18 protein-coding genes are annotated in these 24,988 nt (G+C 61.7%); 9 read left to right on the top strand and 9 right to left on the bottom strand.

Features of this window, described 5'->3' with window-relative positions; genetic code table 11:
• Positions 1–9: 9 nt before the first annotated feature.
• Positions 10–1,095 (bottom strand): phosphotransferase, encoded by a 1,086-nt coding sequence (locus tag ACFPN2_RS37300; RefSeq protein ID WP_380606251.1) that lies wholly within the window; start codon positions 1,093–1,095, stop codon positions 10–12.
• A 208-nt stretch (positions 1,096–1,303) separates the two neighbouring features.
• On the opposite strand from ACFPN2_RS37300, the gene ACFPN2_RS37305 reads away from it, so the two are divergent.
• Complete coding sequence (locus ACFPN2_RS37305) at positions 1,304–2,389, top strand: XdhC family protein (RefSeq protein ID WP_380606253.1); 1,086 nt, start codon at positions 1,304–1,306, stop codon at positions 2,387–2,389.
• On the opposite strand, the gene ACFPN2_RS37310 is transcribed toward ACFPN2_RS37305, so the two are convergent.
• The gene (locus ACFPN2_RS37310; protein WP_380606255.1) at positions 2,386–2,781 is read right to left on the bottom strand and encodes an RNA-binding S4 domain-containing protein; all 396 of its coding nucleotides are present in this window, start codon (positions 2,779–2,781) and stop codon (positions 2,386–2,388) included. The genes ACFPN2_RS37305 and ACFPN2_RS37310 overlap by 4 nt on opposite strands.
• 229 nt (positions 2,782–3,010) lie before the next feature.
• Between ACFPN2_RS37310 and glpD the strand changes: the two genes are divergently transcribed.
• Entirely contained in the window at positions 3,011–4,513 is a 1,503-nt protein-coding gene (gene glpD, locus ACFPN2_RS37315) for a glycerol-3-phosphate dehydrogenase (RefSeq protein WP_380606257.1), read from the top strand.
• A 48-nt stretch (positions 4,514–4,561) separates the two neighbouring features.
• The gene (locus ACFPN2_RS37320; protein ID WP_380606259.1) at positions 4,562–6,373 is read left to right on the top strand and encodes a DUF885 domain-containing protein; all 1,812 of its coding nucleotides are present in this window, start codon (positions 4,562–4,564) and stop codon (positions 6,371–6,373) included.
• Positions 6,374–6,430: 57 nt separating this feature from the next.
• Here the strand turns inward: ACFPN2_RS37320 and ACFPN2_RS37325 are convergent, their stop codons facing one another.
• Positions 6,431–9,058, bottom strand: a complete 2,628-nt coding sequence (locus tag ACFPN2_RS37325) for a TonB-dependent receptor (protein WP_380606261.1) — start codon at positions 9,056–9,058, stop codon at positions 6,431–6,433.
• 164 nt (positions 9,059–9,222) lie between these two features.
• Positions 9,223–11,637, bottom strand: a complete 2,415-nt coding sequence (locus tag ACFPN2_RS37330) for a TonB-dependent receptor (RefSeq protein ID WP_380606263.1) — start codon at positions 11,635–11,637, stop codon at positions 9,223–9,225.
• Between the two features lie 247 nt (positions 11,638–11,884).
• Here ACFPN2_RS37330 and ACFPN2_RS37335 point away from each other — a divergent pair, with 247 nt between their 5' ends.
• The 6 genes from ACFPN2_RS37335 (at position 11,885) to ACFPN2_RS37360 (ending at position 20,157) form a co-directional block, all read left to right on the top strand.
• Complete coding sequence (locus ACFPN2_RS37335; protein WP_380606265.1) at positions 11,885–13,075, top strand: glycine C-acetyltransferase; 1,191 nt, start codon at positions 11,885–11,887, stop codon at positions 13,073–13,075.
• Positions 13,076–13,104: 29 nt separating this feature from the next.
• Complete coding sequence (tdh, locus tag ACFPN2_RS37340) at positions 13,105–14,136, top strand: L-threonine 3-dehydrogenase (RefSeq protein ID WP_380606267.1); 1,032 nt, start codon at positions 13,105–13,107, stop codon at positions 14,134–14,136.
• A gap of 230 nt (positions 14,137–14,366) precedes the next feature.
• Positions 14,367–15,734 (top strand): hypothetical protein, encoded by a 1,368-nt coding sequence (locus ACFPN2_RS37345; protein ID WP_380606269.1) that lies wholly within the window; start codon positions 14,367–14,369, stop codon positions 15,732–15,734.
• Complete coding sequence (locus tag ACFPN2_RS37350; protein ID WP_380606271.1) at positions 15,731–16,366, top strand: vWA domain-containing protein; 636 nt, start codon at positions 15,731–15,733, stop codon at positions 16,364–16,366. Before ACFPN2_RS37345 ends, ACFPN2_RS37350 begins: the two co-directional genes overlap by 4 nt.
• A gap of 19 nt (positions 16,367–16,385) precedes the next feature.
• Positions 16,386–16,988, top strand: coding sequence for a cell wall hydrolase (locus ACFPN2_RS37355; protein WP_380606273.1), 603 nt, complete (start codon positions 16,386–16,388; stop codon positions 16,986–16,988).
• A gap of 331 nt (positions 16,989–17,319) precedes the next feature.
• Positions 17,320–20,157 (top strand): TonB-dependent receptor plug domain-containing protein, encoded by a 2,838-nt coding sequence (locus ACFPN2_RS37360; RefSeq protein WP_380606274.1) that lies wholly within the window; start codon positions 17,320–17,322, stop codon positions 20,155–20,157.
• A gap of 53 nt (positions 20,158–20,210) precedes the next feature.
• Here the strand turns inward: ACFPN2_RS37360 and sppA are convergent, their stop codons facing one another.
• From sppA to rimM, 5 genes are all read right to left on the bottom strand, one after another.
• Positions 20,211–22,046 (bottom strand): signal peptide peptidase SppA, encoded by a 1,836-nt coding sequence (sppA, locus tag ACFPN2_RS37365; RefSeq protein ID WP_380606276.1) that lies wholly within the window; start codon positions 22,044–22,046, stop codon positions 20,211–20,213.
• 10 nt (positions 22,047–22,056) lie between these two features.
• Complete coding sequence (locus tag ACFPN2_RS37370) at positions 22,057–23,169, bottom strand: PQQ-dependent sugar dehydrogenase (RefSeq protein ID WP_380606278.1); 1,113 nt, start codon at positions 23,167–23,169, stop codon at positions 22,057–22,059.
• Between the two features lie 141 nt (positions 23,170–23,310).
• Positions 23,311–23,652, bottom strand: coding sequence for a 50S ribosomal protein L19 (gene rplS, locus ACFPN2_RS37375; protein WP_380606280.1), 342 nt, complete (start codon positions 23,650–23,652; stop codon positions 23,311–23,313).
• Between the two features lie 18 nt (positions 23,653–23,670).
• Positions 23,671–24,423, bottom strand: a complete 753-nt coding sequence (trmD, locus tag ACFPN2_RS37380; protein WP_380606282.1) for a tRNA (guanosine(37)-N1)-methyltransferase TrmD — start codon at positions 24,421–24,423, stop codon at positions 23,671–23,673.
• An 11-nt stretch (positions 24,424–24,434) separates the two neighbouring features.
• Positions 24,435–24,965: a ribosome maturation factor RimM gene (gene rimM, locus ACFPN2_RS37385; RefSeq protein ID WP_380606284.1), complete on the bottom strand. Its 531-nt coding sequence runs from the start codon at positions 24,963–24,965 to the stop codon at positions 24,435–24,437.
• Positions 24,966–24,988 lie beyond the last annotated feature (23 nt).

Raw genomic sequence — 24,988 nt, forward strand, 5'->3', positions numbered from 1 at the left:
CGGCGTTCGTCAGCCCACCCGGCGCGTCATGTCGCGACCGGCGGCGGCGAAGGCCTTGGCATGCTCGCCATATTTGATGGCGCGTTGATCGGCGGCATTGCCCTGCAAGGCTCGCGCGTACACGCCCTGCGTGATCGCAGCCATGCGGAAATAGGCAAACGACAAAAAGAACGGCCAGTCGGCGATCCGATCGCGACCGGAGTACTTGCAGTACAGACTCAGAAACTCTTGCTCGTCCGGAATGCCGAGCGCCGCGATGTTGATGCCCGCGAGCCCGCCGCTGCCCGTATCGCTGGGCGGGATGCGATAGAACATGCAGGCATACGCCAGATCGCTCAGCGGATGACCGAGCGTCGCGAGCTCCCAATCCAGCACCGCGATGATGCGCGGCTCGGTGGGATGCAGAATCGTGTTGCCGATCCGGTAGTCGCCATGAACGATCGCCGTCTCATCGGTCGCCGGCAGATGCGCGCCGAGCCACGCCATCAGCTCATTCATGTCGGCGTTCGGTTCGGTCTGCGACGCCAGATATTGTTTAGTCCAGCGATCCAGCTGGCGCGCGACGTAACCTTCGGGCTTGCCGAAATCGCTCAAGCCGCAGGCCTTGTAGTCGACCCCATGCAGCCTGGCCGCGACCCGCGCGTAGTCGGTGTAAATCGCCTTGCGGTCCGCGGGCGTCAGATTCGGCAGATGCACGCCGGTGATCACGCGCCCCTCGACATGATCCATCACATAAAACGGCGTGCCGATGATGCTGGCGTCTTCGCAGAGCAAGCGTGCACGAGGCACGGGGACTTCCGTATCGGGCAAGGCGCGCAGGATGCGATATTCGCGCTCGATCAAATGCGCCGACGGCAACAGCTTGCCCGGCGGCTTTTTCCTCAGCACGAACTTCCGGGTGGGGGTCTGGATCAGGTAGGTGGGGTTGGATTGCCCGCCCTGAAACTGGCGCAGCTGCGCGGGCGTCGAGAAATCGTCCAGGTGCTGTTGCAGGTACCGCCACAAAGAGGCTTCGTCGAAACGGTGCTGGGGCAGGACGTCGATCAGAGAAACGTCAGAGGCTGGCGTCGTCGCGTGTAGTTCGGGCCCCGGCATTGCTGGTCGTCTCCCCATCGGTTCGGCGGGTCATTGTAAGCGCGTACCCCGCATGCAGGAACTGCGCGTGCGTGCAGAATTGCTAGCGTCTTACACCATACTGCTGTGTGAAATCTTGCTGGATCAGGCAAGCATTGCGTGCCGTTTTGCATGCAGGGGGGCGCGGAAGCTGGGATGATTGTCAGTCAACAGGGTTCCGATCCCAGCCATGACTCAGCCAGGACTGATCCATAGCGGCGTCGCCGCCGACGACTTCTTTCGCCACTACCTCGATCGTGGCGAGCCGCTGGTGCTCGCCACCGTGGCGCAGACGCTGGGCTCGACCTATCGCAAGGCCGGCGCGCAAATGCTGATTGCCGGCGATGGACGCGTCGCCGGCCTGCTGAGCGGCGGTTGCCTCGAGGCCGACTTGATGGAGCGCGCCCGGAGGGTCCTACAAACCGGCGAGCCCGCCACGGTTCACTACGACACCCGCAGCTCGGACGACGTGATCTGGGGCATCGGCCTGGGGTGCGAAGGCGCGATGACCATTCTGTTGAGTCGACTGGAGCGCGCCAACGACTATCAGCCGTTCAACTTCGCGTCGCGTTGCCGCTTCGATCAGACCGAAGCGAGCTTCGCCGTGATCACTCAGTCGAGCAACCCGAAGTATCCTCTCGGCGCGGCGTTCTGGACCCAAAACAAACATTCGGTCCCGGCGTCGGTGGCCGCTGCGATGGACGTGTCAACGCCTCGTGGCGCCGGGCCGTCGAGCCGGACCATCGAAGCGGAGGATGCGAGCTTCCTGGTCGTGCCGATCGAATTGCCGCCGCGCCTGCTACTGCTCGGCGCGGGACCCGATGCCATGCCGCTCGTGGAAATCGCGGGCTTGATGAATTGGCAGGTCACCGTGCTCGATCACCGACCCGCGTACGCGATCGCCGATCGCTTTCCACGCGCCCGACGTGTCGCGCTCAAACCTTCAGCCGAGTTACCACACGAGTTACAGGTCGGGCAGTACGACGCCGCGGTTGTGATGAGTCATCACCTGCTGTCGGATCAAGCGTATCTCGCGGCCCTCGCGGACAGCTCAATTCCCTATGTGGGATTGCTCGGCCCCGCGCCCCGGCGCATTCGCTTGTTACATGAGATCGGCGACAAGGCCGCGCGGCTCAGCGGTCGCTTGTATGGACCGATCGGGCTCGATATTGGTGCACGCTCGCCGGAGACCATTGCGCTGGCCATCGTCGCCGAGATTCAGGCCGTGATGGCGGGCCGCGAAGGCGGCTCGTTCAGCAAAGCGCCTCCTCCTTAACCTCGGCGCAAATCCCGCAGGATTCGACGGGAATGCTTGTCCGGTCGGCCGTCGGGCGCGGGCGCCGCCAGTCGATTGCGCTCCCGCTGCAGCTCTCGCGCCGCGATGCTTTCCGGCGTCTCTTCATAATGCAGCCGGGCTTCGGGCGCCGGCCCACGCCGCACCGGCATGCCACGCACGATAACTTCAAGCCGAGTTTCGTCCTTGGTGATATGAAGCCGGTCATCGACATGCACGACGCGCGAGGGCTTCACGCGATCGCCATTCACATGCACCAGGCCGCCGGCGACCGCGTCCGTCGCCTGCGAACGGCTCTTGAACAGCCGGACAAACCACAGCCATTTATCGATACGTAAGCCGGCCTGATCGCCGGGGGCTTTATCGTCGCTCATGAAGCCAGTGTACGCCGTTCACGTAGCGCAGGTGCACGAACGGGCATACACATTAAATGCGGGATCGGGCATCCTGCCACGACCCGCATGCGAGTCGGCCCAACTTTGACAAATATGGGCGTGACTTTTATCTCTCGCCATCCCCGCGGGGATGGGGTACGTCCATGTACCCGGGTGGCTTCGATTAACTAAGGTCTGATCTTTTGGAGCATGGGTAGGTGATGAGCACATGACCGCAGCGGCCGTCGATCTGCTCATCGTCGGTGGCGGAATCAATGGCGCTGGCATCGCGCGCGACGCGGCCGGACGCGGCTTGAAGGTCCTGCTGGTCGAGCAGGCCGATCTCGCCTCGGCCACCTCCTCCGCCAGCACCAAGCTGATTCACGGCGGCCTGCGCTACCTGGAATTCTTCGAGTTCCGACTGGTGCGCGAGGCGCTGATCGAGCGCGAGCGGCTGCTGCGCATCGCGCCTCACATCATCCGCCCCATGCAATTCATCCTGCCGCACGTGCCCGAGTTGCGGCCGCGCTGGCTGATGCGTCTCGGCTTGTTCTTTTACGATCACATCGGCGGTCGGAAGATTCTGCCCGCGTCACGCGGCGTGCGACTGGCCAACGGTCAGTACGGAGCATTACGACCCGGGCTGGACCACGGCTTCGCTTATTCCGATTGCTGGGTCGATGACAGCCGCCTGGTCGTGTTGAATGCGCTCGATGCAGCGTTGCGTGGCGCATCGATTCGCACGCGCACCCGTTTTATTTCTGCGCAGGTCGACAGCTCGCAGTGGCTGGCGACTATTCAAGACGTGAAGAGCGGCCAGACCACGCAGGTGCAGGCTCGCGCCATCGTCAATGCCGCGGGTCCTTGGGTGCAGGAAGTGTTCAAAGGGTTTCCGGCCATGGATAACGAAGCGCATGTGCGCCTGGTCAAGGGCAGTCACATCGTCGTGCCTCGGCTGTATCACGGCGAGCACGCCTTCATGCTCCAGAACCCCGACGGCCGTATCGTGTTTACGATTCCCTATCAGGATCAGTTCACGCTGGTCGGTACCACCGACGTGCCGTTCACCGGCGATGCCACCAAGGTCAGCATCTCGCCCGATGAAATTCTGTATCTGTGCAGTACCGTCAACAGTTACTTCCGCAAACATATCGCGCCGTCAGATGTGAAATGGAGTTACGCCGGCGTGCGGCCGCTCTCGGATGACGAATCGAAGAACGCATCGAAAGTTACGCGCGACTACAAACTCGAGCTGACCGAAACGACACCCGACGCTCCGCCGCTGCTGTCCGTGTTCGGCGGCAAGATCACAACTTATCGTCGACTGGCCGAAAGCGCGCTAGAGAAACTGCAGCTCCATTTGAACAGCAGTGATCGCGAGTGGACCGATAAGGCGGCCCTGCCCGGCGGCGATCTGCCGCGCGCCGACTTTGCCGCGTTCGCTGAAGGTGTCCATAAGCGATGGCCGTTCCTGCCCGTCACAACGGCGCATCGGCTGGCGCACGCGTATGGAACGCGCGTCGGAAAAATTCTTGGCAAGGCGCAAGCCATGCTGGATCTGGGCGAGCACTATGGCGCCGGCCTCACGCAGGCCGAGATCGATTATCTGATCGCCAATGAATGGGCCCGAAGCGGCGACGATGTTCTCTGGCGCCGGACCAAACTCGGACTGCATCTGAACGAACAGCAGCGGCAACGGGTCGCACAGTTGTTCGATTCGCAACAAACTTGATCGGCACCCGCATGGCCTGCGGCGCCGGGAGTCCGGTAAGCTTCCCTCATGAACCGCCGCACCCTTCTCCGCGCCGCCGTCGGAGCCAGCCTTGCAGCCGTCAGCGGGCTGCCCGCATTCGCAGCTAATGGCAGGTCCCCCGCGCTCGACGCTCTTCTGCAACGTTTAGCGGAAGAGTATCTGCGACGCAGCCCGGAACAAGCGACACAGTATGAGTTCGATGTCGGCGCGAATGCCGATCTTCGATCCAAGCTCGACGACCGCTCGCTAACCGCCACCGTCAAAGATCATGAATCCGCGACCCGTGCATTGAGCGAGTTCGCCAAGATCGATCGCACGAAACTCGGGGCCGCCGCTCAGCTCGACTACGACACCGCAGTGTTCGTGTACTCCACGCTGAAAGATCTGACCGGCCGCTACGGCACCGCCGATATCGATCTGCGGCCCAGTCCGTATCCCGTCAGCCAGATGAACGGCACTTACTATTGGCTGCCGGAGTTCCTGGGCTCGCGTCATCCGCTCGAGTCGGCACCGGATGTCGACGCTTATTTCTCACGCATGAGCGCGTTGGCACGTGCGCTGGATCAGGAAACCGAGAGGATTCGTCACGATGCGGGCATCGGCGTGATCCCGCCCAGCTTCGTGATCACGCGAACGCTCGATCAGATCCGCACGTTGCAAGAGACGCCGCCGGCTCGTACCGCAATGATCGGTCCGGCCATCGAGCGCGCTCGAGCCAAGAAACTCGGCGACCTCGGACCGCGCGCGGAAGAAATATTCCGCACTCAGATTGTGCCGGCACTGACGCGACAGATGGACGCGCTGCGGACACTCGCGCCGAAATCGAAAACATCCGCGGGTGTTTGGGCACTTCCGGATGGCGACGCTTACTACGCGGCGTCCGTGCACTCGAACACGACCACCAGGATCGCGCCCGGCGATTTGCACAAGCGCGGCCTGCAACTCGTCGCCGATATTTCGGCGCAACTCGACCGCAGCCTGCAAGAGCAAGGCTTGAAGAAGGGCCCGATCGGCGAGCGCATCAAGGCGCTGGATGCCGACCCCCGCTTCCTCGTGCCGGAGAACGATGCCGGACGTGAGCAATTGCTCGCCGCCGCCCGCAACGATATCGCCGCGATTCGCGCCTTGCTGCCGAAAGGCTTCAAGACGATTCCGAAGGACGAGCTGCTCGTGAAGCGCATTCCGGTCGCCATCGAGAATGGCGCGCCGGGTGCGTTCTACAGCGACGGTGTCGGCGGCCAGCCCGGCACGTTCTCATTGAATCTGAAATCGACCGCCGAGCTGCCGTTGTGGCGACTGCCCACGCTGACTCATCACGAAGGCATTCCAGGACATCACTTTCAGTTCAGCGTGCTGCGTGCGGCGGGTGAATTGTCATTGTTCCGTCGGCTGGTGCGTTTCTCCGCCTATACCGAAGGTTGGGCGCTGTACGCCGAGCGAGTGGCCGACGAGCTGGGCATCTACGAAAAGAACGCGGCGGGCCGGATCGGGCTGCTGCAGTCGGAGCTGTTCCGCGCGGCTCGCATCGTGGTCGACACCGGCATTCATCATCATCGCTGGACTCGCGAGCAAGCGGTCAATTGGATGGTGGAGAACGCGGGCGAACGGCAAATGTCCGCCGAGCGCGAGATCGACCGTTACTGCGTATATCCGGGCCAGGCTTGCAGCTTCATGGTCGGCGCAACGGAAATCCGTGCGGCCCGCGAAGGTGCCCGACAGAAAATGGGCGGCCGCTTCGATGTGCGTCTCTACCACGATCTGGTGTTGAGATCGGGGCCAGTGCCCATCGACGTGCTGCACGCCGCGGTGGATCAGTGGAGCAAGACCGCGCCCGGCTGACGGGCGCGATCAATCACACATCCCGTCGAAACGGCCTTGGCCGTTTCGACCACAAGATCAGAATCGATACTGCAATTCCATTCCGTACGTTCTCGGATACGTCAGCGAAACAGTGCGACGCGAGCCCACCGGCGTGGGCGTGCCTCCTGTCGAGCTGCCGTAACCAATCTCGTCGAGCGCGTTCTTTACGAAGCCGATGATCGTGTAGCGGTTCTCGGCATCGTTCCATAACAACCGAAAGTCCGCGATCTGAAACGATGGCGCCGTATAGATGGGATTCGACCAGATTGTCGACTGCTGATCGCCGGTGTCGGTGTACATGCCGCTGGCGGTGAGCGATCCCGCCGTAAAGCCCCACGTATAGTTCGCACCGACCGTCCACTTGTGCTCCGGCGACAGCGGCAAACGATTGCCCACCAGCGTCTGCGCCACCTCGCCATTCGGCAGCACGCTGTCCCGCCGGGCCCCGGCCTCGAGCGCTCCGGGATCGGCGTTGTCGACGAAGCAGCAGCCGCGAGTGATCTCCGTATCGAGATACGAATAGCTCGCGAGCAACTGCAAGCGATCGATCGGTGACCACGTCGCCTCCAGCTCCACGCCTTGCACCCGAGCCTGCAAGTTCAAGAAGCGGGCCGCCGTGATCGTGCCGAGCGAAACCGTGAGTGGCGTCTGAAAGCCGTCGTAGTCGCTGTAAAACACGGCCGTGTTGAGTTGCACTCGCCCGCCCAGCACCAGCTTCGCACCGAGCTCATACGAATCGACGTATTCGGGATCGGCGTAAGGATTGGGCGTCAACCCGTTGGAGCCGAGCCAGCCCCCCGATTTGTAGCCGCGGCTGTAACGCAGATACAAATTCGTGTTGTCGTTGGGCTCCCACTGCAAGCCGGTGGTGCCGGTCACCGCATCCCAATCGCCCGCGAGATTGCGTCGCAAGCCACCGCCGGGATTGGGCTGCAGATCCGGAGCACACGCCGTCGCGCCGCAGACCTGACTCTGCGTCACATCGAGCGCGAGCGCCTGAGTCTGCGCCAACACCGCGGCCGCCACGAGCGGCCCAATGGATGGCACCTGCGTTTGTATGAAAGAGAGCGGGGTGCCAGCAGGAAACAACCCGATGATGGCATTCTCGAGCGTCGGCGCCGCATCGGCAGCGGCAATCGCAGTACCCGGCGTGCGTGCCACGTACCGCGCCATGTCGATGCCTGTTTTCTTGTCCTTCGTGTATCTCAAGCCCAGCGTGTAGGTCCACTTGTCTGTGAACGACCAATCCATCTGACCGAACCCCGCGTACGAGTCCGTTTCCAAATGACCGTCCACCGCCAGGAATGCGCCGCTCGGATTGGCGGGTGCGCCTAGGGGATTCAAGATGGCGTTGTCGCCCACCACCCGAATGCCCTGCGGCTGATCCCACTTCTGACTGTATTGATACAAACCGACGATCCATTGCAGATCGCCATCGCCGTTGGACGACAGATTCAACTCATTCGATTGCCACTGCTGACGCTCGTGATAGTACGTTCTCGCGTCGGGCGTCACGTTGAGTGCGTTGAATGCCGCAGTCACCGTCTGACTCGGCAACGGCCCGGCGGGACCGTCCAGATCGACAGACAACGTACCGCTCGCCGGTATGTTGAATGGCGTCGTGCGCGGCGTGCCATCGCTATCTGAGGAAGTGAAGTACGTGTACTGCTGATAGCCCGACAGCAGCTTGAGCGTCGCGCCGTCGAAATCGGCGGTGACATCCAGATGGATGCGATGCTGATGCGACAGCGTGCCCGCGGCGTCCGAGTTGGTGTTGATGGTGTATGGGTCTGCAACGCTTGGATTTGGCTCGGTGTAGCCGAACACCGTGTTGTAGTAAAGCGCCGAAGTGCCCGTGCCCGCCAACGAGATATTGTTGTAAGGCGAGATGACAGTACCCAGCGTGTTGCCCACGCCATAACTGTCCTGCCACTCGAACTTCGAATATCTCAGTCGCGCCACCACTCTTTCGCCCAGATCCGCTTCGATCTGCGCCTCGACGAACCATCGGTCGCTATCGGCAGTATCTCCGCCGGAGCCGACGTTATTGATGAAGCCCTCCTGGCGACGGTCTTTTGAGCCCCCAACCAGAAAGCGCAGCGAATCGGTGATCGGCCCACGCAACAAGGCGTCGGTCCGCCAGCTGCCATAGTTACCGAACGTGCCGCGCACTTCGCCATTGAAGTCCTTGGTGGGCCGCTTGGCGATGACATTGAGCGTGCCTCCGATGGAGTTGCGCCCATACAAGGTGCCTTGCGGTCCCCGCAGAATCTCGGTGCGATCGATGAATAACGACGGCGTCGACGTGTCCGCCATGGACGTGGAGAAGATACCGTCGGAGTACAACGCCACCGACGGATCGGTGCCGATGTTGTTGGTGAGGCGACCGAAGCCGCGAATCGACAGTCGGTCGTTGTTCGTGTAACTCAAGCTCGGCGTGATGCGCGCCACATCCTCAATGGTGTTGACGCCGATCAGATCGCGACGCGCACTGGTGTAAGCGGAAACGGCAACCGGAACTTCTTGAAGTGTTTGCTCGCGCTTCTCGGCAGTGACCACAACTTCTTCTAATACGGAACTCTTCGTATCTTGTGCGTTTGAAATCCCACTCACGCACAACAGGCCGCCCATGACGGACAGCATCCCTCGCTGTTGCATCTTCATGAGAACCCCCGTTCGGATGAGCGACATCCGACCAATATTTATGTATGGAATCGACGATCGCTCTGCGGTCGCATCGATGGTATGAACTCACCTCCTCCTCAGCAACAACCCGGAGCAAACCTGCAGATCGGAATATATGGCTCGGTCGATTGGGGGATCGTCTTTCAAGTCCCGAAGCGAAACTGCGCCTCGACGCCATACACTCGCGGCGCGGTCGGTGAGATGGTGAGCGTTCGCACGCCCCACGCGGATTGCGTCGCGCCTACTGCTTCGTAACCTTCGTCATCGAAAACATTGCGAACGAAGCCGATCACTGTGTAGCGACCGTCCGGCGCGTTCCATAACAAGCGCACGTCGGTCTCGTCATACGATGGCGCGAGATTGAAGTCGCGCGAGAACACCGAGTAATACGTTTCCTCGCGATACGTCCATGTGCCCGAGAGCGTGAGCGCGCCCAGCGGCATCTGCCACGTGTAGTTGGCATTGAACGCGATCTTGTTCTTCGGCGAGCTCGGCAGGCGTCCACCGTCGATGCGTTGACCGATCTGCTGACCCGGCACGGGCGTGCCACAAGGACGCGCATCGGGCGCGGTTGCGCCGGTGTCGTCGCCATCGATGAAGCAGCGATTGTCCTGGATCTCGGTATCGAGATAGCTGTAACTCAGATTGAGTTGCAGAGCGTCCGTCACCGCCCACAGCGCTTCCAGCTCCACGCCGTGCGAGATCGCATTCTCCAGATTGAAGAAGCGCGACTCGTTGATGTTGGAGACCGGATCACGGACCGTCGACGGGTACTGCGCGTCCTTGTAGTCGTAGTGGAAGATCGACAGGTTCGCGGTCAACCGCCTGAACAAGGTCTGTTTCAAACCCAGCTCATAGGCATTGATATATTCCGGCTCGGTGTAACCGGTGCGATCGGGCGCGAACGCGCCAGCGTTGAAGCCGCCGCTCTTGTAACCCCGCGTGTACTTCGCGAACGCCATCGTGTCGGCGGTCGGATTCCATTGCAGGCCCGCCGTGCCGGTCGAGGCGTTCCACTTGCCGCTGAGCGGATTGCGTCGATCGATCTCGCTATAGAACGCATAGGGAACGCCCGGGTAGCCGTACAACACGCGCGTCCGATACTCGTTCGCGTCCTTGTTGTCTTCGGTGTAGCGCAGGCCGATGGTGGTCTTCCAATTCGGCGAGAGGTCGTAGTCGATCTGACCGAACACGGCCCGCGCATCGGCATCCAGGAACGCGCCCGCGATCTGCAAGTTGTGATCGGGGTTCGGCGGTCCGAGCGGAGACGACACGCTCGATGACGCGCGTGGCGTCGCCAGTTGCATCTGCTGCGGCACTCGGATGCCGGAGTTCTGATTCACCTGCTCGTGATATTGATACAGGCCGACGATCCATTGCAGATCGCCATCGCCGGTCGAGATCAGGTTCAGCTCGTTGCTGTAATACTCCTTGTCCTCCATATAGAAGGCTTCGATCTGCGGATAGATCGTGAACGGCACGCCGCCGGCCACCGTTTGATACGGACCGCGCTCGATGGTGTCGTAGTCGGAGACCTGGGAATACGTCGAGGCCGCGTAGCCGCCGACATACTTCAGATCCGCCCAATCCATGTGCCCGATCAGCTCGACGACATAGGCGTGTTGACCGTCGAGGTTGGCGCGAAACGGCGTGTCGTTGTTGTAGAGCCGATGATTGTCGTTGCTCGGATTGGTCGCCGTGAACTGCGACGACACCGGCTGCGTCGCGGTGCCGTTGAACGCGGAGTTCGGGAACAATCCGCCGAAATAGGTGGGCGCGATGTCGTAGGGCGTGGTCGCGATGGTCGAGCGGCGTGCCTGGTTCCACTCGGCGTGGCTGTAACGAATCCAGCCGTCGACCCGCTCGCCGATGTTGAATTCGAGCTGCCCCTCGACATAAAGATCGTCGTTGACGTTTCCTTCGGTCTCGTCACTGTTCACATCGCGAAAGAAACCGCGCCCCTGCCCGCCCTTGGTGCCTGCTGTGCGGAAACGTAACCAGTCCGTGATGGGACCGGAGAGCGCGGCCTCGAAATATCTGGTTTCGTAGTTGCCGGCGGTTGCGCGCACTTCGCCTTGGAACGTATCCGTGGGTCGTTTCGAGACAATATTCAGCGCGCCGCCGATGGAGTTGCGGCCGTACAGCGTGCCCTGCGGCCCTCTCAGGACTTCGATGCGATCGACGATGATGGGGCGCTTGCCGGCCTCGGTATTGCTCGCCGTGTAAAAGCCATCGGAGTAAGTCGCGACGCCTGGATCGGAACCGTAGTTGTTAGTAAGTCGGCCGACGCCGCGCAGGCTCATGCGATCCAGGGTGGTCGCGTAGGAAAGACCGGGCGTGAAATCGGTCAGCTCGCCGATGCTGATGACACCCAGCAGATCGCGCATCTCCGCAGTCATCGCAGTCACCGCGATCGGCACCTCTTGCAAGCTTTCGCTGCGCTTCTGTGCCGTGACCACAATCTCTTCCAGCAGGTTGTCTGCTCCTTGAGCCAGAGTTGTCGCAGAAAAACCCAACAGGCTGCCGATGGACAGCCACGCTCGTCCTGTCGCCTTCATGAATCCCCCTCGCACCGCCTGCGGTGCGGTCCGAATAGTTATTTGGAATCTAAGGGTCGATCTGCAGACATACCGAGAATAAGAATTTTTAGTCGAGTTCCGCAATACGCCCTGATAATCCCGCACGACAGAACTGTACTCACTGTTCTAGAAAGCTGTACTCCAAGCTGCGGAACCTAGCTGACCTGCTAGCCGTCATCCGCACAGTGGCACAATCCGCCCCTTGCACAGGGGCAGTGAGGTCAAGGTGAAGCGCGACTTTTTTCAGCGACTGACGGCGGACACGGAACAATTGCGCACGCAAGGCCTGTTCAAGCCGGAGCGCGTCCTGAGCTCGCCGCAAAGCTCGTCGGTGCGGGTGGTCGGCGGCGAAGAAGTCCTGAACCTGTGCGCCAACAACTATCTCGGTTTGGCCAATCATGCTTCCGTGCGCGAAGCCGCCCGGCTGGCGCTCGATCGCTACGGCTACGGCATGGCGTCGGTGCGTTTCATTTGCGGCACGCACCAGATTCATAAAGATCTGGAAGAGCGCTTGAGCCGCTTTCTCGGCACCGACGACACCATCCTGTATTCGTCCTGTTTCGATGCCAACGGCGGCTTGTTCGAAACTTTGCTCGACGAACAGGACGCGGTGATCAGCGACGCGCTCAATCACGCCAGCATCATCGACGGTATTCGTCTGTGCAAAGCGCAGCGTTTTCGTTACGCGAACAACGATCTGGACGAGCTCGAAACCCGCCTGAAAGAAGCCGCGAATTGCCGCGTGCGACTCATCGCCACCGACGGCGTGTTCTCCATGGACGGCGTGATCGCGCGCTTGAAGGAAATCTGCGACCTGGCCGATCGTTACGACGCGCTCGTGATGGTCGATGACTCGCATTCCGTGGGCTTTGTCGGTGAGCGCGGCCGCGGCACGCATGAGCTGCGAGGCGTGATGGATCGCGTCGATATCATCACCGGTACGCTTGGCAAAGCGCTAGGCGGCGCCGCTGGCGGTTACACGTCGGGCCGCAAAGAAATCATCACGTGGCTGCGGCAGCGTTCGCGGCCCTATTTGTTCTCCAACAGCATTCCGCCGTTCATCGCTGCCGCGAGCCTGCGGGTGCTCGATCTACTCGAAGCCGATGACAAGCTGCGCTCGCGCCTTTGGGAGAATTCGGCGCACTTCCGCAAACATATGACCGCGGCCGGGTTCAATCTCGTGCCGGGCGAACATCCCATCATTCCGGTCATGCTCGGCGACGCAAAGGTTGCGTCGGAGTTCGCCCAGCGGCTGCTCGATCACGGGGTTTATGTCATCGGATTCTCATTCCCGGTGGTCCCCCACGGTAAAGCGCGTATCCGCACGCAGATGTCGGCGGCCCATACGACGCAACAACTGGATAAAGCCGTGGCCGCATTCACCACAGTAGGCAAAGAACTCGGCGTCATCCAATAATTCTGAATTCAACGCAAGCAAACACTCTCATGCGCGCACTAGTCAAAGCCCATGCGGCCGTCGGCATTGAACTGCAAGACATTCCCAAGCCGACCGTCGGCCCGAACGATGTGATGATCCGCGTGAAGCGGACCGCGATCTGCGGCACCGACATGCACATCTACAACTGGGACGCCTGGGCCCAGAAGACCATTCCGGTGCCGATGGCCGTGGGTCATGAGTACAGCGGCGAAGTGGTCGAAGTCGGCAGCGAAGTGCAGGGCTTCAAGCCTGGCGATCGTGTTTCCGGCGAAGGCCACATCACTTGCGGCTACTGCCGTAACTGTCGCGCCGGCCGCCGCCACCTGTGCCGTAACACCCTCGGCGTCGGCGTGAATCGCCAGGGTTCGTTTGCCGACTACGTCGTCATTCCCGCCTTCAACGCGTTCAAGCTGCCGGCCGCCATCGACGATGAAATCGCCTCCATTCTCGATCCGCTCGGCAATGCCGTGCACACCGCGCTGGCCTTCGATGTCGTGGGCGAAGACGTGCTGATCACCGGCGCCGGCCCGATCGGGATCATGGCCGTCGCCATCGTTCGTTTCATCGGCGCCCGCAACGTCGTGATCACCGATGTGAACGACTATCGCCTCGACCTCGCCCGCAAAATGGGCGCGACGCTGGCACTGAACGTCACCCGCGATTCCCTCGACGACGCGATGAAACAACTGGGCATGCAGGAAGGCTTCGACGTCGGCCTGGAAATGTCCGGCAACGCCTCCGCCATTCGCAGCATGCTCCGCACGCTACATCACGGCGGCAGCCTGGCGATGCTGGGCATTCCCTCGACCGAGGTCGCCATCGACTGGAACGAAGTGGTCTTCAAAGGCCTCACCATCAAAGGTATCTACGGCCGCCAGATGTTCGAAACCTGGTACAAGATGGCCGCCATGCTCCAAAGCGGCCTGAACATCCGCCCCATCATCACTCATCGCCTGCCCATCGCTGAATATCAGCGCGGGTTCGAGATCATGGGCGCCGGGCAGTCGGGTAAAGTGGTGCTGAACTGGGAAACAACCTGAACGATTCCCTGAACGACGCAGGTCTCCGGCCTGAGACCTGCGTCTAACTTCCCTCCTTCCGTTCATTCAGGCGGCATCCGTCCGCCTCATTCAGCCGAATTCAGATCGCTAGCGGCACCTTCATTCAGGTTGCCGCGCCGGACTCCCATTGCAAGGGGAAAGCTATGTCCTTGAGCGCGATTCTCGAATTCACACCCTGGCCCACCCTCTCCTTATTGATCCTATTCATCGTGGCAGTCTTCGTACTGTTTCTGGCGCGAGATACGGCCCATCAGGCGATTCGCACGGCGACCAGCGCGATCGCGCGCGGGCTGCGATTGGCATCGCATTCGACGACGCATCTCGAAGAAAGGCTCGCGACCCGCAACCGTGACGTGTTGCTGGCGGCGGGACGCGAGGCGAAGGAGCGCATCATCGAACGCGAGTTCGAGCGCATCAGCGAGAGCGTGCGGAAGGATCTGTCCAACTATCCCACGCTGCATCGAGCGCTGAGCGAGTCGATCCGGCGCATCGATGAAGATCATCAGGCCGCCGTTGATGTGCCTCCGGAGGCGCCGGGCTGGGTGCGCGCGGTCGATGCGGTCGCGAAGATGGAAGGCAAGAACGGCGCGGGTGCCATTCTCGAGGACATTCACAAGTCGCTGGTCAAAGCTCACAAAGAAGCGATGGATACATATCGCGAGGCGAGCGCCGAGCGACATGGGCTCCTGCGCAAGATGATGCCGGAGTGGCGCGTCATCAAAGAAACGCTCGACCGCGTGATGGCCTCTGTCGAGAGCTTGCTGAACCGGTCGAACGCCATCGACCGGCACATGCAGGATTATCAAGACATCGTGCGCGGCCATGACCACGCGGTATCGACGTTATCCTCGTCATCGGTGGTGCAGTTCTTCGTCTCAGGGCTGGTGCTGCTGATCGCGATCGGCGGCGCGGCCATCAACTTCTCGCTGATCGCGCGCCCCATGTCGGAAATGGTGGGCGGCACCAGTTATATCGGCACGTTCCGGACCGCGGACATCGCGGCCCTCGTGATCATCATGGTCGAGATCTCGATGGGCCTGTTCCTGATGGAGTCCTTGCGCATCACGCGCTTGTTTCCTGTCATCGCGGCACTGCCCGACAAGATGCGCGTGCGCATGATCTGGATCACGTTCTGTCTGCTGACATTGCTCGCCAGCGTCGAAGCGGGTCTGGCGTACATGCGCGAAGTGTTGCTCCAGGACGAACTGGCGACCGGCGCGCTGCTGCGAGGAGAAGACAGTGGCGGGCTGAAGAACGAGTATCTGTGGATCACGACGGCCGCGCAGATGGGCATGGGCTTCATCCTGCCGTTCGCGCTGACGTTCGTGGCGATTCCGTTCGAAACGTTCGTGCACTCGTCGCGAACCGTGCTCGGAATCTGTGGCATCGGCCTGTTACGGGCAGTGGCGCTGATCTTCCGAGTGCTCAGCAATTCGTTCCATCACATCGGCAAGTTGCTCGAGCGCCTTTACGACCTGCCATTGTTCGTGCCGTTGTGGCTGGAAAACCGCGCGAAAGCCGCAGCCAATGAGCAACGCGCTCAAGACGCGGCTCCGGTACAGGAGATCCAGACATGAGAGCGTTCATACTGGTCCTGACCGCACTGCTCATCGGCGGCTGCACGCCGACGGCACCGCGTAACACGGGCGTCTATCTGTTGCTCGACACGTCGGGCACGTACAACGAGGAGCTGAAGAAAGCTCAGAGCATCATTCTGTACACGCTCTCGAAGCTGCAACCGACCGACTCGTTCGCCGTGGCCCGTATCGACACCGGCAGCTTCAGTGAAAAGGACATCATCGCCAAAGCCACGTTCGACGACCGGCCCAGCAGCGCCAACGTGCAGAAGCGCGCCTTCGCCGATGCCATCAAGGTCTTCGTCGATCATTCGCAAGCGGCGAGCTATACGGACATCACCGGCGGCCTGCTCCAGGGCATCGAGTTCCTCAACGAGAAAAGCCCCGGCCGCAAAGCCATCCTGATCTTCTCGGACCTGAAGGAAGATCTCGAGAAAGGCTACGTGCGCGACGTGCCGCTCGACCTCAATGGCTTCGAAGTCGTTGCTCTCAACGTTACCAAGCTGCGCTCCGACAACTACGATCCGCGCGAATATCTCGCGCGCGTGGACATGTGGCGCCAGCGTGTCGAGAAGGCCGGCGGCCGGTGGCGAATGATCAACGATCTGGAGCGCCTCGACGGCCTGTTGTGACGTCGGCTGAAGCGACCCGATGCTGAGATCGTTGTTCTACGACGTCCGCGCCTGGCTCGTACTACGCCGGCGCCGGTGGAAGATGTATTGGCTGCTTCGCGAGAAGGGCGACGTTCCCTTCTTCGCGATCCTCAGCGTGCCTTTCATCGTGATCGGCCTGATCTTCTATTTCGCCTACAGCGCGCGTTCGACCATCGATGGCTCGCGCATCGATGCGGCCAAGATCCGCGCCCGTGAGATCCGCTGCCTCGCTGAGAATATTTATTTCGAGGCTCGCGGCGAAACGCTACAGGGGCAGTATGCGGTCGCGGAAGTAACGATGAATCGACTCGCCTCGCCGTACTTCCCCGACACGATCTGCGAGGTGGTGCACGACACTCGTTGGGACCCGTTGCGACAACGCCTGGTCGCGCACTTCTCGTGGACGGCGTTCAAGCTGAGATTGGAGTCGGGCAGCCCGGCCTGGAAGCAGGCGATGGACGTGGCGACGACGGTTTATCACGGCTACTACGAACCGGTGGTACCCGACGCGCTGTTCTATCACGCGACCAGCGTGCAGCCGTACTGGGCGAGTTCGAAGAAAGTGGTTGCCAGGATTGGCAACCACATCTTCTATCGCTAGCGGGCCTTTGTATCGCAACGCCAGACGAACCCGCTGTTGCCGTACAGCCACGCTTATTTATACACGCCCCCTTTTGAATTCATCTTTTTTGGACTGCGCAGCGTCGATGCGGAATCAACGCTCGACGCGACCTTTGCAGATCTGATACAAGTAAATCGCATTCATTGCGAAAAAGGCGAGCAATCATGCCGCCTGCTGGCCGCAGGAGCTGTCACAGCTCAATCCCGAGCCCGGCGTCGACCGGGCAACGCGGCCCCGTTTCGCTCAATTCCCAAGGAAGCCCATCGCCAACAGCAGTGGAGGCCTCTTCATTTTCACCAGGAGAGCATCCATGACCAGCAACTATTTGAGGCGCGCCATCAGCTGCGCGCTTTGGACCAGCCCGATCGTTCTCGTGACTTCACTTGTCGTGGCACAGGAGCAGGTACAGGAAAAGGCGGGAGGCCCGCTGGAAGAAGTGATTGTCACCGGCTCCGCCATCCGACGCGTCGAAGCCGAAGCCTCGTTGCCCGTGCAAGTGCTGGATTCGCAGGCCATCGCGCGCACCGGCGCCGCTTCGGTCGTCGATCTCATGCAACGCTTGCCCACGATCCAGGGCGCGACCGTCGAGTCCGACGCGGTGGGCGCCGCGACGTTCGGCTTCTCGGGCGTCTCGGTGCACAACATCGGTGAGAACCGCACGTTGGTGCTGCTCAACGGCCGGCGCATGGCCCAATTCGGCGGGCAAACGCTCACCGGCTTCGCGGCCGCCGTCGATCTCAACAGCATTCCCGTCTCGGCGATCCAGCGAGTGGAGATTTTGACGTCGGGCGCTTCGGCACTGTACGGCTCGGACGCGGTCGCCGGCGTCGTCAACTTCATCACTAAAGACAAGACGATGGATCGTGACGTATCGGCGCGCTACTACGCGCCCGAGGACGGCGCGCAGGAACGCGGCGTCAGCCTCAGCGCCGGCATCGGCAATTATGAGAACGATGGCTGGAATCTGTTCGTGGCACTCGCGGGCGACAAGCGCAACGAGCTCAACTCCAGAGACCGCGATTTCGCCAAGTCTGCCATCGTGAACTTCGACTACGGCGGTCAACGGTGGACCTTCTTCAATGGCTCGCCAAGAAACATTCCTGCGAATGCGGTCGCAACGACCGGCAATCTGGCGGGCGAGACCGTCAGCCTCGGCTATCTGAGCACCGGCAGTTGTCCTGAAGGCTCGGCACCGGTCGGATCCGCGTGCTACTACGACTACGTCCGCAACATCCAGCTCTATCCCGAGCGCGAGCGCAAGAACGCCACGGCATCGCTCAACGTGAAGCTGGGTGAAGCACAGAACCTGTTCATGGATGCGCTGTGGTCGGAAGCCAATTCGCTATCGAAGATCGCTCCGGTCCCCGGCGAGCTGGGCATCGAAGTCGGCTCCGCGCTGTATAACCAATACCTCGCGGGCGTGACGGACGATGAAGGCAACCCGTTGTTCGGAGCGGCGGACGAAGATGGCGATGGCGTCACCGATCCGATCGTCGCGCCCTATCGCACCTTCGATCTGGGTCAGCGCATCAACGATGATGACGCGAAGTTCTATCACGTCGCCCTCGGTCTCGAAGGCGACCTCGCGGGCTGGAACTATGACTTCGCGCTGACGCAGTCCGAAAGCAACGTGAGAGGGCACATCGCCGGCTATCCGGGCGCCCTCGCGTTCGATAGAGCACTGGAGAGCGGGGCCATCAATCCCTTCGTCGGGCCGGGACAACAAACCGAGGCCGGTCTCGCCGCGCTCAACGCAATCAACTACCGCGGCTATTGGGATGGCGGCACTTCACGCATGCAAACAGCGGAGCTGAGGGCATCTCGCGCCCTGTTCGATTTGCCGAACGGCAAGCCGGTGATGTTCGCGGCGGGCCTGAGTCATTACAGAGAAAAATTCCAATCCAAGCCCAGTGAGTTCGCGCAAGCGAATCTGGACGATCCAGTCACAGGCACCCCGGCCGCGGACGGCCCCGGCACCGGCGATCAGCGCTTTGGCGACGCAGCCGCGTCCATTCCATACGGCGCCGACCGCAAAGTGAACGGTGTATTCACGGAGATCTCCCTGCAACCGCTGGAGTGGCTGGAACTGACGGGCGCCGGCCGTTACGACGACTATAGCGATGTGGGCTCGACGACCAACTACAAAGCGAGCTTTCGGATCACACCGGCGCAGCAGTTCCTGATTCGGGGCTCGTACGGCACGGGCTTCCATGCGCCAACCGTTCCGCAACTCAATGCATCGTTGCAAAACTACGGCGTCACCGCGAATCCCTACGATTGCACTCCAGACCTCGCGAGCATCGCCGCCCGCCTGGGCGCCATCTGCCGGCCGCCACAAACACAATATGACGTCTTCGCGGGCGGCAATCCGGATCTGACACCGGAAGAGTCGCGTCAAGCGATGCTGGGCATGGTGTTCGAGTTCTCGCGGGAGATGTCCGCCGGTCTCGACTACTGGTGGGTGGCGATCAAAGACGCCTTCGGCCAGATCGAGGAAACCGAGGCATTCGCCAATCCGACGCGCTACCCCGATGCGTGGACCACCTTCACGGATATCGGTACCGGCACGACTTACCTCGCCTACAACCAGACCAACATCAACACCGGCAAGGAGTTTTACAGCGGCATCGACTTCAATGCCGACGCCAGCTGGCAATTGCCGTTTGGCAAGTTGCGCACGCAACTGGTGGCCACGTACATGCTCAGAGACGAAGAGCAATTGACGAAAGACGGCCCCTACTACCGGAACATCGGCAACTACTCGACGCCGCTGGATGAGGTGACCTTCCGCTGGGTGGGTCGATTGTTGGCCACGCTTGATCACGGGCCGTTCTCACACACCTTCACCATGAACTACAAGAGCGGCTACCTGGATGTGGAGACCACGGTGGACGGCATCGACGCCGATGGCAATTTCAACGGCGAAACCGCCGACGTTCGCCTGGATGTGGACGACTACTTCACGCTCGACTGGCAATCGAGCTGGCAAGTCACGGATTGGGTGCGGGTGACGGTCGGCGCGTTGAACCTGTTCAATCAAGACCCGCCGCTATCGCTGACCGCGCACAACTTCCAGATCGGATACGACGCGCGCTACTACGATCCGCGCGGCCGGGTTCTGTTTGGACAGGTTTCGTTCAAGTTCTGAGGGCGCTCACTGGCGGGCCAGGAAGGCCCGCCAGTTTTTCACAAACATTCATCTCATGGAGCTGAGCACGGGCAATAGTAATAAACATTCTGCGGATCGTTGAACCGCGCCAGACGCGTCAACTCCGCTTCCAGCGGCGCCAGCACTCGGCGAGCGCTGGCGAACAGGTCGTGTTCCGGCACGAGCGCTTTGGTAATGCGCGCCGCCAGCCCCTGCGAACGCATCGCCAGCGCCTGACGCCAGCCCATCGGCGGCTCGATGTAATGAACCTTGTAGTCCTTGCCCAAGCCCGCGCGCTCCGCGGCGGAATCCAGCGCGTCCTTGTAAGAGCCGAGCTTGTCGACCAGGCCATGTTGAGCAGCATCGACGCCAGCCCACACCCGCCCCTGCGCGACTTCATCGATGTCTTCGAAGGACTTCTCGCGAGCCGTCGCTACGTTGTTCACGAACACGCTATACGCATGATCGATGGAGTTCTGCAGGATCTCTTTCGCGCCGTCGTTCAACGTGCGATCGAGACGCAGCGAGCCGGCGTACGGGGTCGTGCCTACGCCATCGATGGTCACGCCGAATTTTTCGAGCGTGCGTTCGATGGTCGGGAACACGGCGAACACGCCGATCGAGCCGGTGAGCGTCGCGGGGCTCGCCCAGATTTCATCCGCATCCATGGCGATGTAGTAACCGCCCGACGCCGCCGTGCTGCTCATCGACGCGATCACCGGCTTGCCCGCCTGGCGCAAGGCATCGATCTCGCGACGGATGACTTCCGACGCCAGCATGCTGCCGCCGGGGCTGTCGATTCGCAGCACCACCGCTTTGACCTTGTCGTCATAAAGCGCATCGCGCAGCAGGCGTGACGTGGAATCCGAGCCGATGGTGCCCGGCGGTTGCGCGCCGTCGAGAATCTCGCCCGAGGCCACCACGACGCCGATGTGATCGCCTTCGATAAGCGATTCGCTGGAGCGGGCCGCAGTCAGATAATCCCAGTTCATCACGCCGTTGAACGAATGATCGTCCTTGTCCTCGCCGACCAGCGCCTTGATCTGATCCTCGAATTCCCGGCGGGACTTCAGCTCGGTGACCAGATTCTTTTCCAGCGCCGCCGTGGCCAGGTCGCCGCGATGGGCCTTCGCGATTTCGGCGTACTCGTTCGCGTAAGCGGCAATCGCGCCCGGATCGAGGCCGCGAGCCTTGGTGACACCTTCCTGATACTGAGCCCACAGCGCGTTCAACCACGCCATGCTCTCCTGCTCTTCCTGTTCGGACATGTCGGCGCGACTGAACTGATCCGTAAACGACTTGAACTTGCCGGCCTTGAACACGTTCACATCGACCTGCAACTTGTCGATCACGCCTTTCAGGAACGTGCGGTAATAACCGAAGCCTTCGATGAGCACCAAGCCGTGCGGGTCGAGATAGATCTCATCGGCCTGCGCAGCGAGGTAGTACTGCGCCTGATCGAAACCTTCGCCGTACGCGTACACCTTCTTGCCCGCCGCCCGGAAGCGCTGAATCGCCGCGGCCAGCTCCTGCATCTTCGCGATGCCGCCGCCGTTCATGCTGCTCACATCGAGCACCATCAATTCGATGCGCTTGTCCTTCGAGGCCGTATCGATGACATCGACCAGATCTCGCAGCAATGTTTCAGGACGGCTCTGACCGTAGGCCTCCGCCACTGCGCGCTCGAACGGATCGCCGGCGAGCTGTTCGACCAGCGCGCCCTGCGGCGCGACCACCAGCGCCGCTTTGTGAGGAATGATGGGAATGCTCGGCGACAGCGCCGCCCCGATCGATAGAAACAACACCAGCAACACGATGAGGTGCAGCACCTTGCGCAAGCCATCGAGGCCGCGCCAGATGTAACCGAGAATGGAAGCGATCGCTTTCATGGAGCAGCCGTTAAGTCGCGGAGTAAGTCAGTCGGTAGATGGCGCCGGCGGTATCGTCGGAAATCAGCATCGAGCCGTCCTCGAGCACCAGCAGGTCGACAGGGCGGCCGAACACAGTGTCGCCCTGATTGAACCCGGTCGCGAACGGCTCGTAGCTGATCGCCTTGTTGCCGTCCAGGCGCACCAGGGTCAAGCGATAACCGCTCTTCTTGCTACGGTTCCAGGAACCGTGCTCGGCGATCAACACCTGGTTGCGATATTTCTCGGGGAACGCGGTGCCGGTATAAAACTTCACACCGAGCGGCGCGACGTGCGCACCCAATGTTTGTACCGGCGGCGTCATGTGCGCGCAGTCGCCGAGCTTGCCGAACTCGGGATCTTTGGTGTCCTTCCCATGACAGTAAGGAAAGCCGAAATCCAGACCGGCGCGCGGCGCGACGTTCAGCTCGCACGGCGGCGAATCGTCACCGAGATAATCGCGGCCGTTGTCGGTGAACCAAAGCTCCTTGGTGACGGGATGCCAGGTGAACCCGACCGAGTTACGAATGCCGCGAGCAAAGACTTCGTGACCCGAGCCGTCGGCATTCATGCGAGTGATGCTGGCGTACTTCGGCTCGTTACAAACATTGCAGGGCGCGCCGATGGGCACATACAGCTTGCCGTCGGGGCCGAACGCGATGTACTTCCAGCCGTGATGACGATCTTTCGGCAGATCGTCGCGCACCACTTTGGGCGCGGGCACGCTGGTCAGCGACGACTCGATGCCGTCGTAGCGCAGGATGCGATTGACCTCGGCGACGTACAGCGAGCCATCGCGAAAGGCCACGCCATTGGGCATGTTCAGCTTGTCCGCGATCACGCGAACCGTGGGTTTGAGACCGGTGCCAGGGGAGCCGCTGACGGAATAGACCGTCGTGCCGCGTGTGCCGACAAACAGCGTGCCCTGCGAGCCCAACGCCATGGAGCGCGCGGCCGGCACATTGTCGGCGTAGACCTCGAGCTGAAATCCACCGGGCAGACGAACGTTCTGCAGGACCTTGTCAGTCGCGGGACTGGCGATTGCAGCCGTCGCGCAACAGGTCGCGAGCAAGCTGAACAGCAGGCGGTGGAGAGGGGTGGGCATCGTGTCTCCTCTGGGGAGACACAGTTTAACCAGCCGGGAGACCGAGCAGTTAGCCGCGCGTGAACCGCGCGGCCAACTCGGATGGGAGCGAACGGCTGGCGTGTAGTTTTGCACCCACGCCAGCGCTGCAATCCAGGTCGATCAGACCTTCTCTTCGATGCGCGCGGCCTTGCCGGTCAGATCGCGCAGGTAGTACAGCTTGGCGCGACGCACGTTACCGCGACGCTTCACGGTGATGCCGCCGATGGACGGGCTGTAGGTCTGGAACACGCGCTCCACACCTTCGCCGTGCGAAATCTTGCGCACGGTGAAAGACGAGTTGAAACCGCGGTTGCGACGGGCGATCACGACGCCTTCATAGGCCTGCACGCGCTCGCGGTCGCCTTCCTTCACCTTCACTTCCACGACGACGGTGTCGCCGGGCGAGAAGTCCGGAATTTCTTTGCCGCTGGCTTCGCTCTCGAGCTTTTCGATGATGTTCATGGTCGTACCCATCCGTAATCAAACCGGCGGCGGAGACGCGTGCTCCGCCAAAAATTCTTTCAATAAGCGCTGCTGTTCGGCCGTCAGCGCCAGTTTCTCGATCAAGTCCGGCCGCCGCAGCCAGGTGCGCCCGAGCGCCTGAGTCTCGCGCCAGCGGCGGATCGCGGCATGATTGCCACCGACCAGCACCGCGGGCACCGACTGCCCTTCGAACACTTCCGGCCGCGTGTAGTGCGGCCAGTCGAGCAGCCCGGCGACGAACGAATCCTCGACCGCAGAAGCCTCATCGCCCAGCACGCCCGGCAGCAACCGGACCACCGCGTCGATCAGCACCAGCGCCGGCAGCTCGCCCCCCGACAACACGTAGTCGCCGATGGACACGCACTCGTCGATCTCCGACTGAATCAGTCGCTCATCGACGCCTTCGTAGCGCCCCGCCAGCAGCATCAGGCCCGGCAACTTCGCCAGCTCCTGCGCCTTCGCATGCGTCAACGGCGCTCCATCGGCGGCCAGATAGACGCTGCGACTGCCTTCGGGCAATCGCGCCTTCGCGGCTCGTATCGACGTCCGCGCCGGCTCGATCGTCATCACCATCCCCGGCCCGCCCCCGTAAGGACGGTCGTCGACGGACTTGTGCACGTCCGTCGCAAATTCGCGCGGGGTCGTGGCATTCACCGCCACGGTGCCGCGCTCGATGGCGCGACCCAGAACACCCACTCGAACTGCTTCGGCGACGAACTCCGGGAACAGCGTCACCACTTCGATGCGCATCGTCCGAAGCCTCAATCGTCCAGCCAGTCCACACCCCAGTCGAACACGATGCGCCCGGCATCCAGGTCGACTTTGACGATCCGGTCCTTTACGAACGGGATCCAGTGCTCCTTGGCACCTTTCACCACCGCGATATCGCCACCCGGCGTAGAGCGGAAGTGGTCCACGCGACCGAGCAATTCACCGCTCGGGGTCAGCGCTTCCAGTCCTTCCAGATCGCTCCAGTAATACTCTCCGGGCGCCGTCGGCGGCAGCTCGCTGCGGAGGACCGCGATCTCGATACCTACCTGCAACCGCGCCTCTTCCGGAGAGTCGATGCCGACCAGCTTGGCCTGCACGCCCTTGGCGGTCATCCGCCCGTCTTCGACTTCGACCACTTCCCACTGCCCGGCCCGGCGCAGGTGCCAGCGGTCGTATTCCAGAATGTTGTCGGGCGGGTCGGTGTACGAAGTAATCCGAACCCAGCCCTGCACGCCGAATGCGCTGCCGATCTTGCCCAGCACCACCCAGCGGTCTTCAGCCGTACCCTGCGCGTCGCTCATGTCGATAACACAGGCGCGGCGCC

The sequence above is a fragment of the Steroidobacter flavus genome, assembly GCF_042651805.1.
GTDB lineage: Bacteria > Pseudomonadota > Gammaproteobacteria > Steroidobacterales > Steroidobacteraceae > Steroidobacter > Steroidobacter flavus.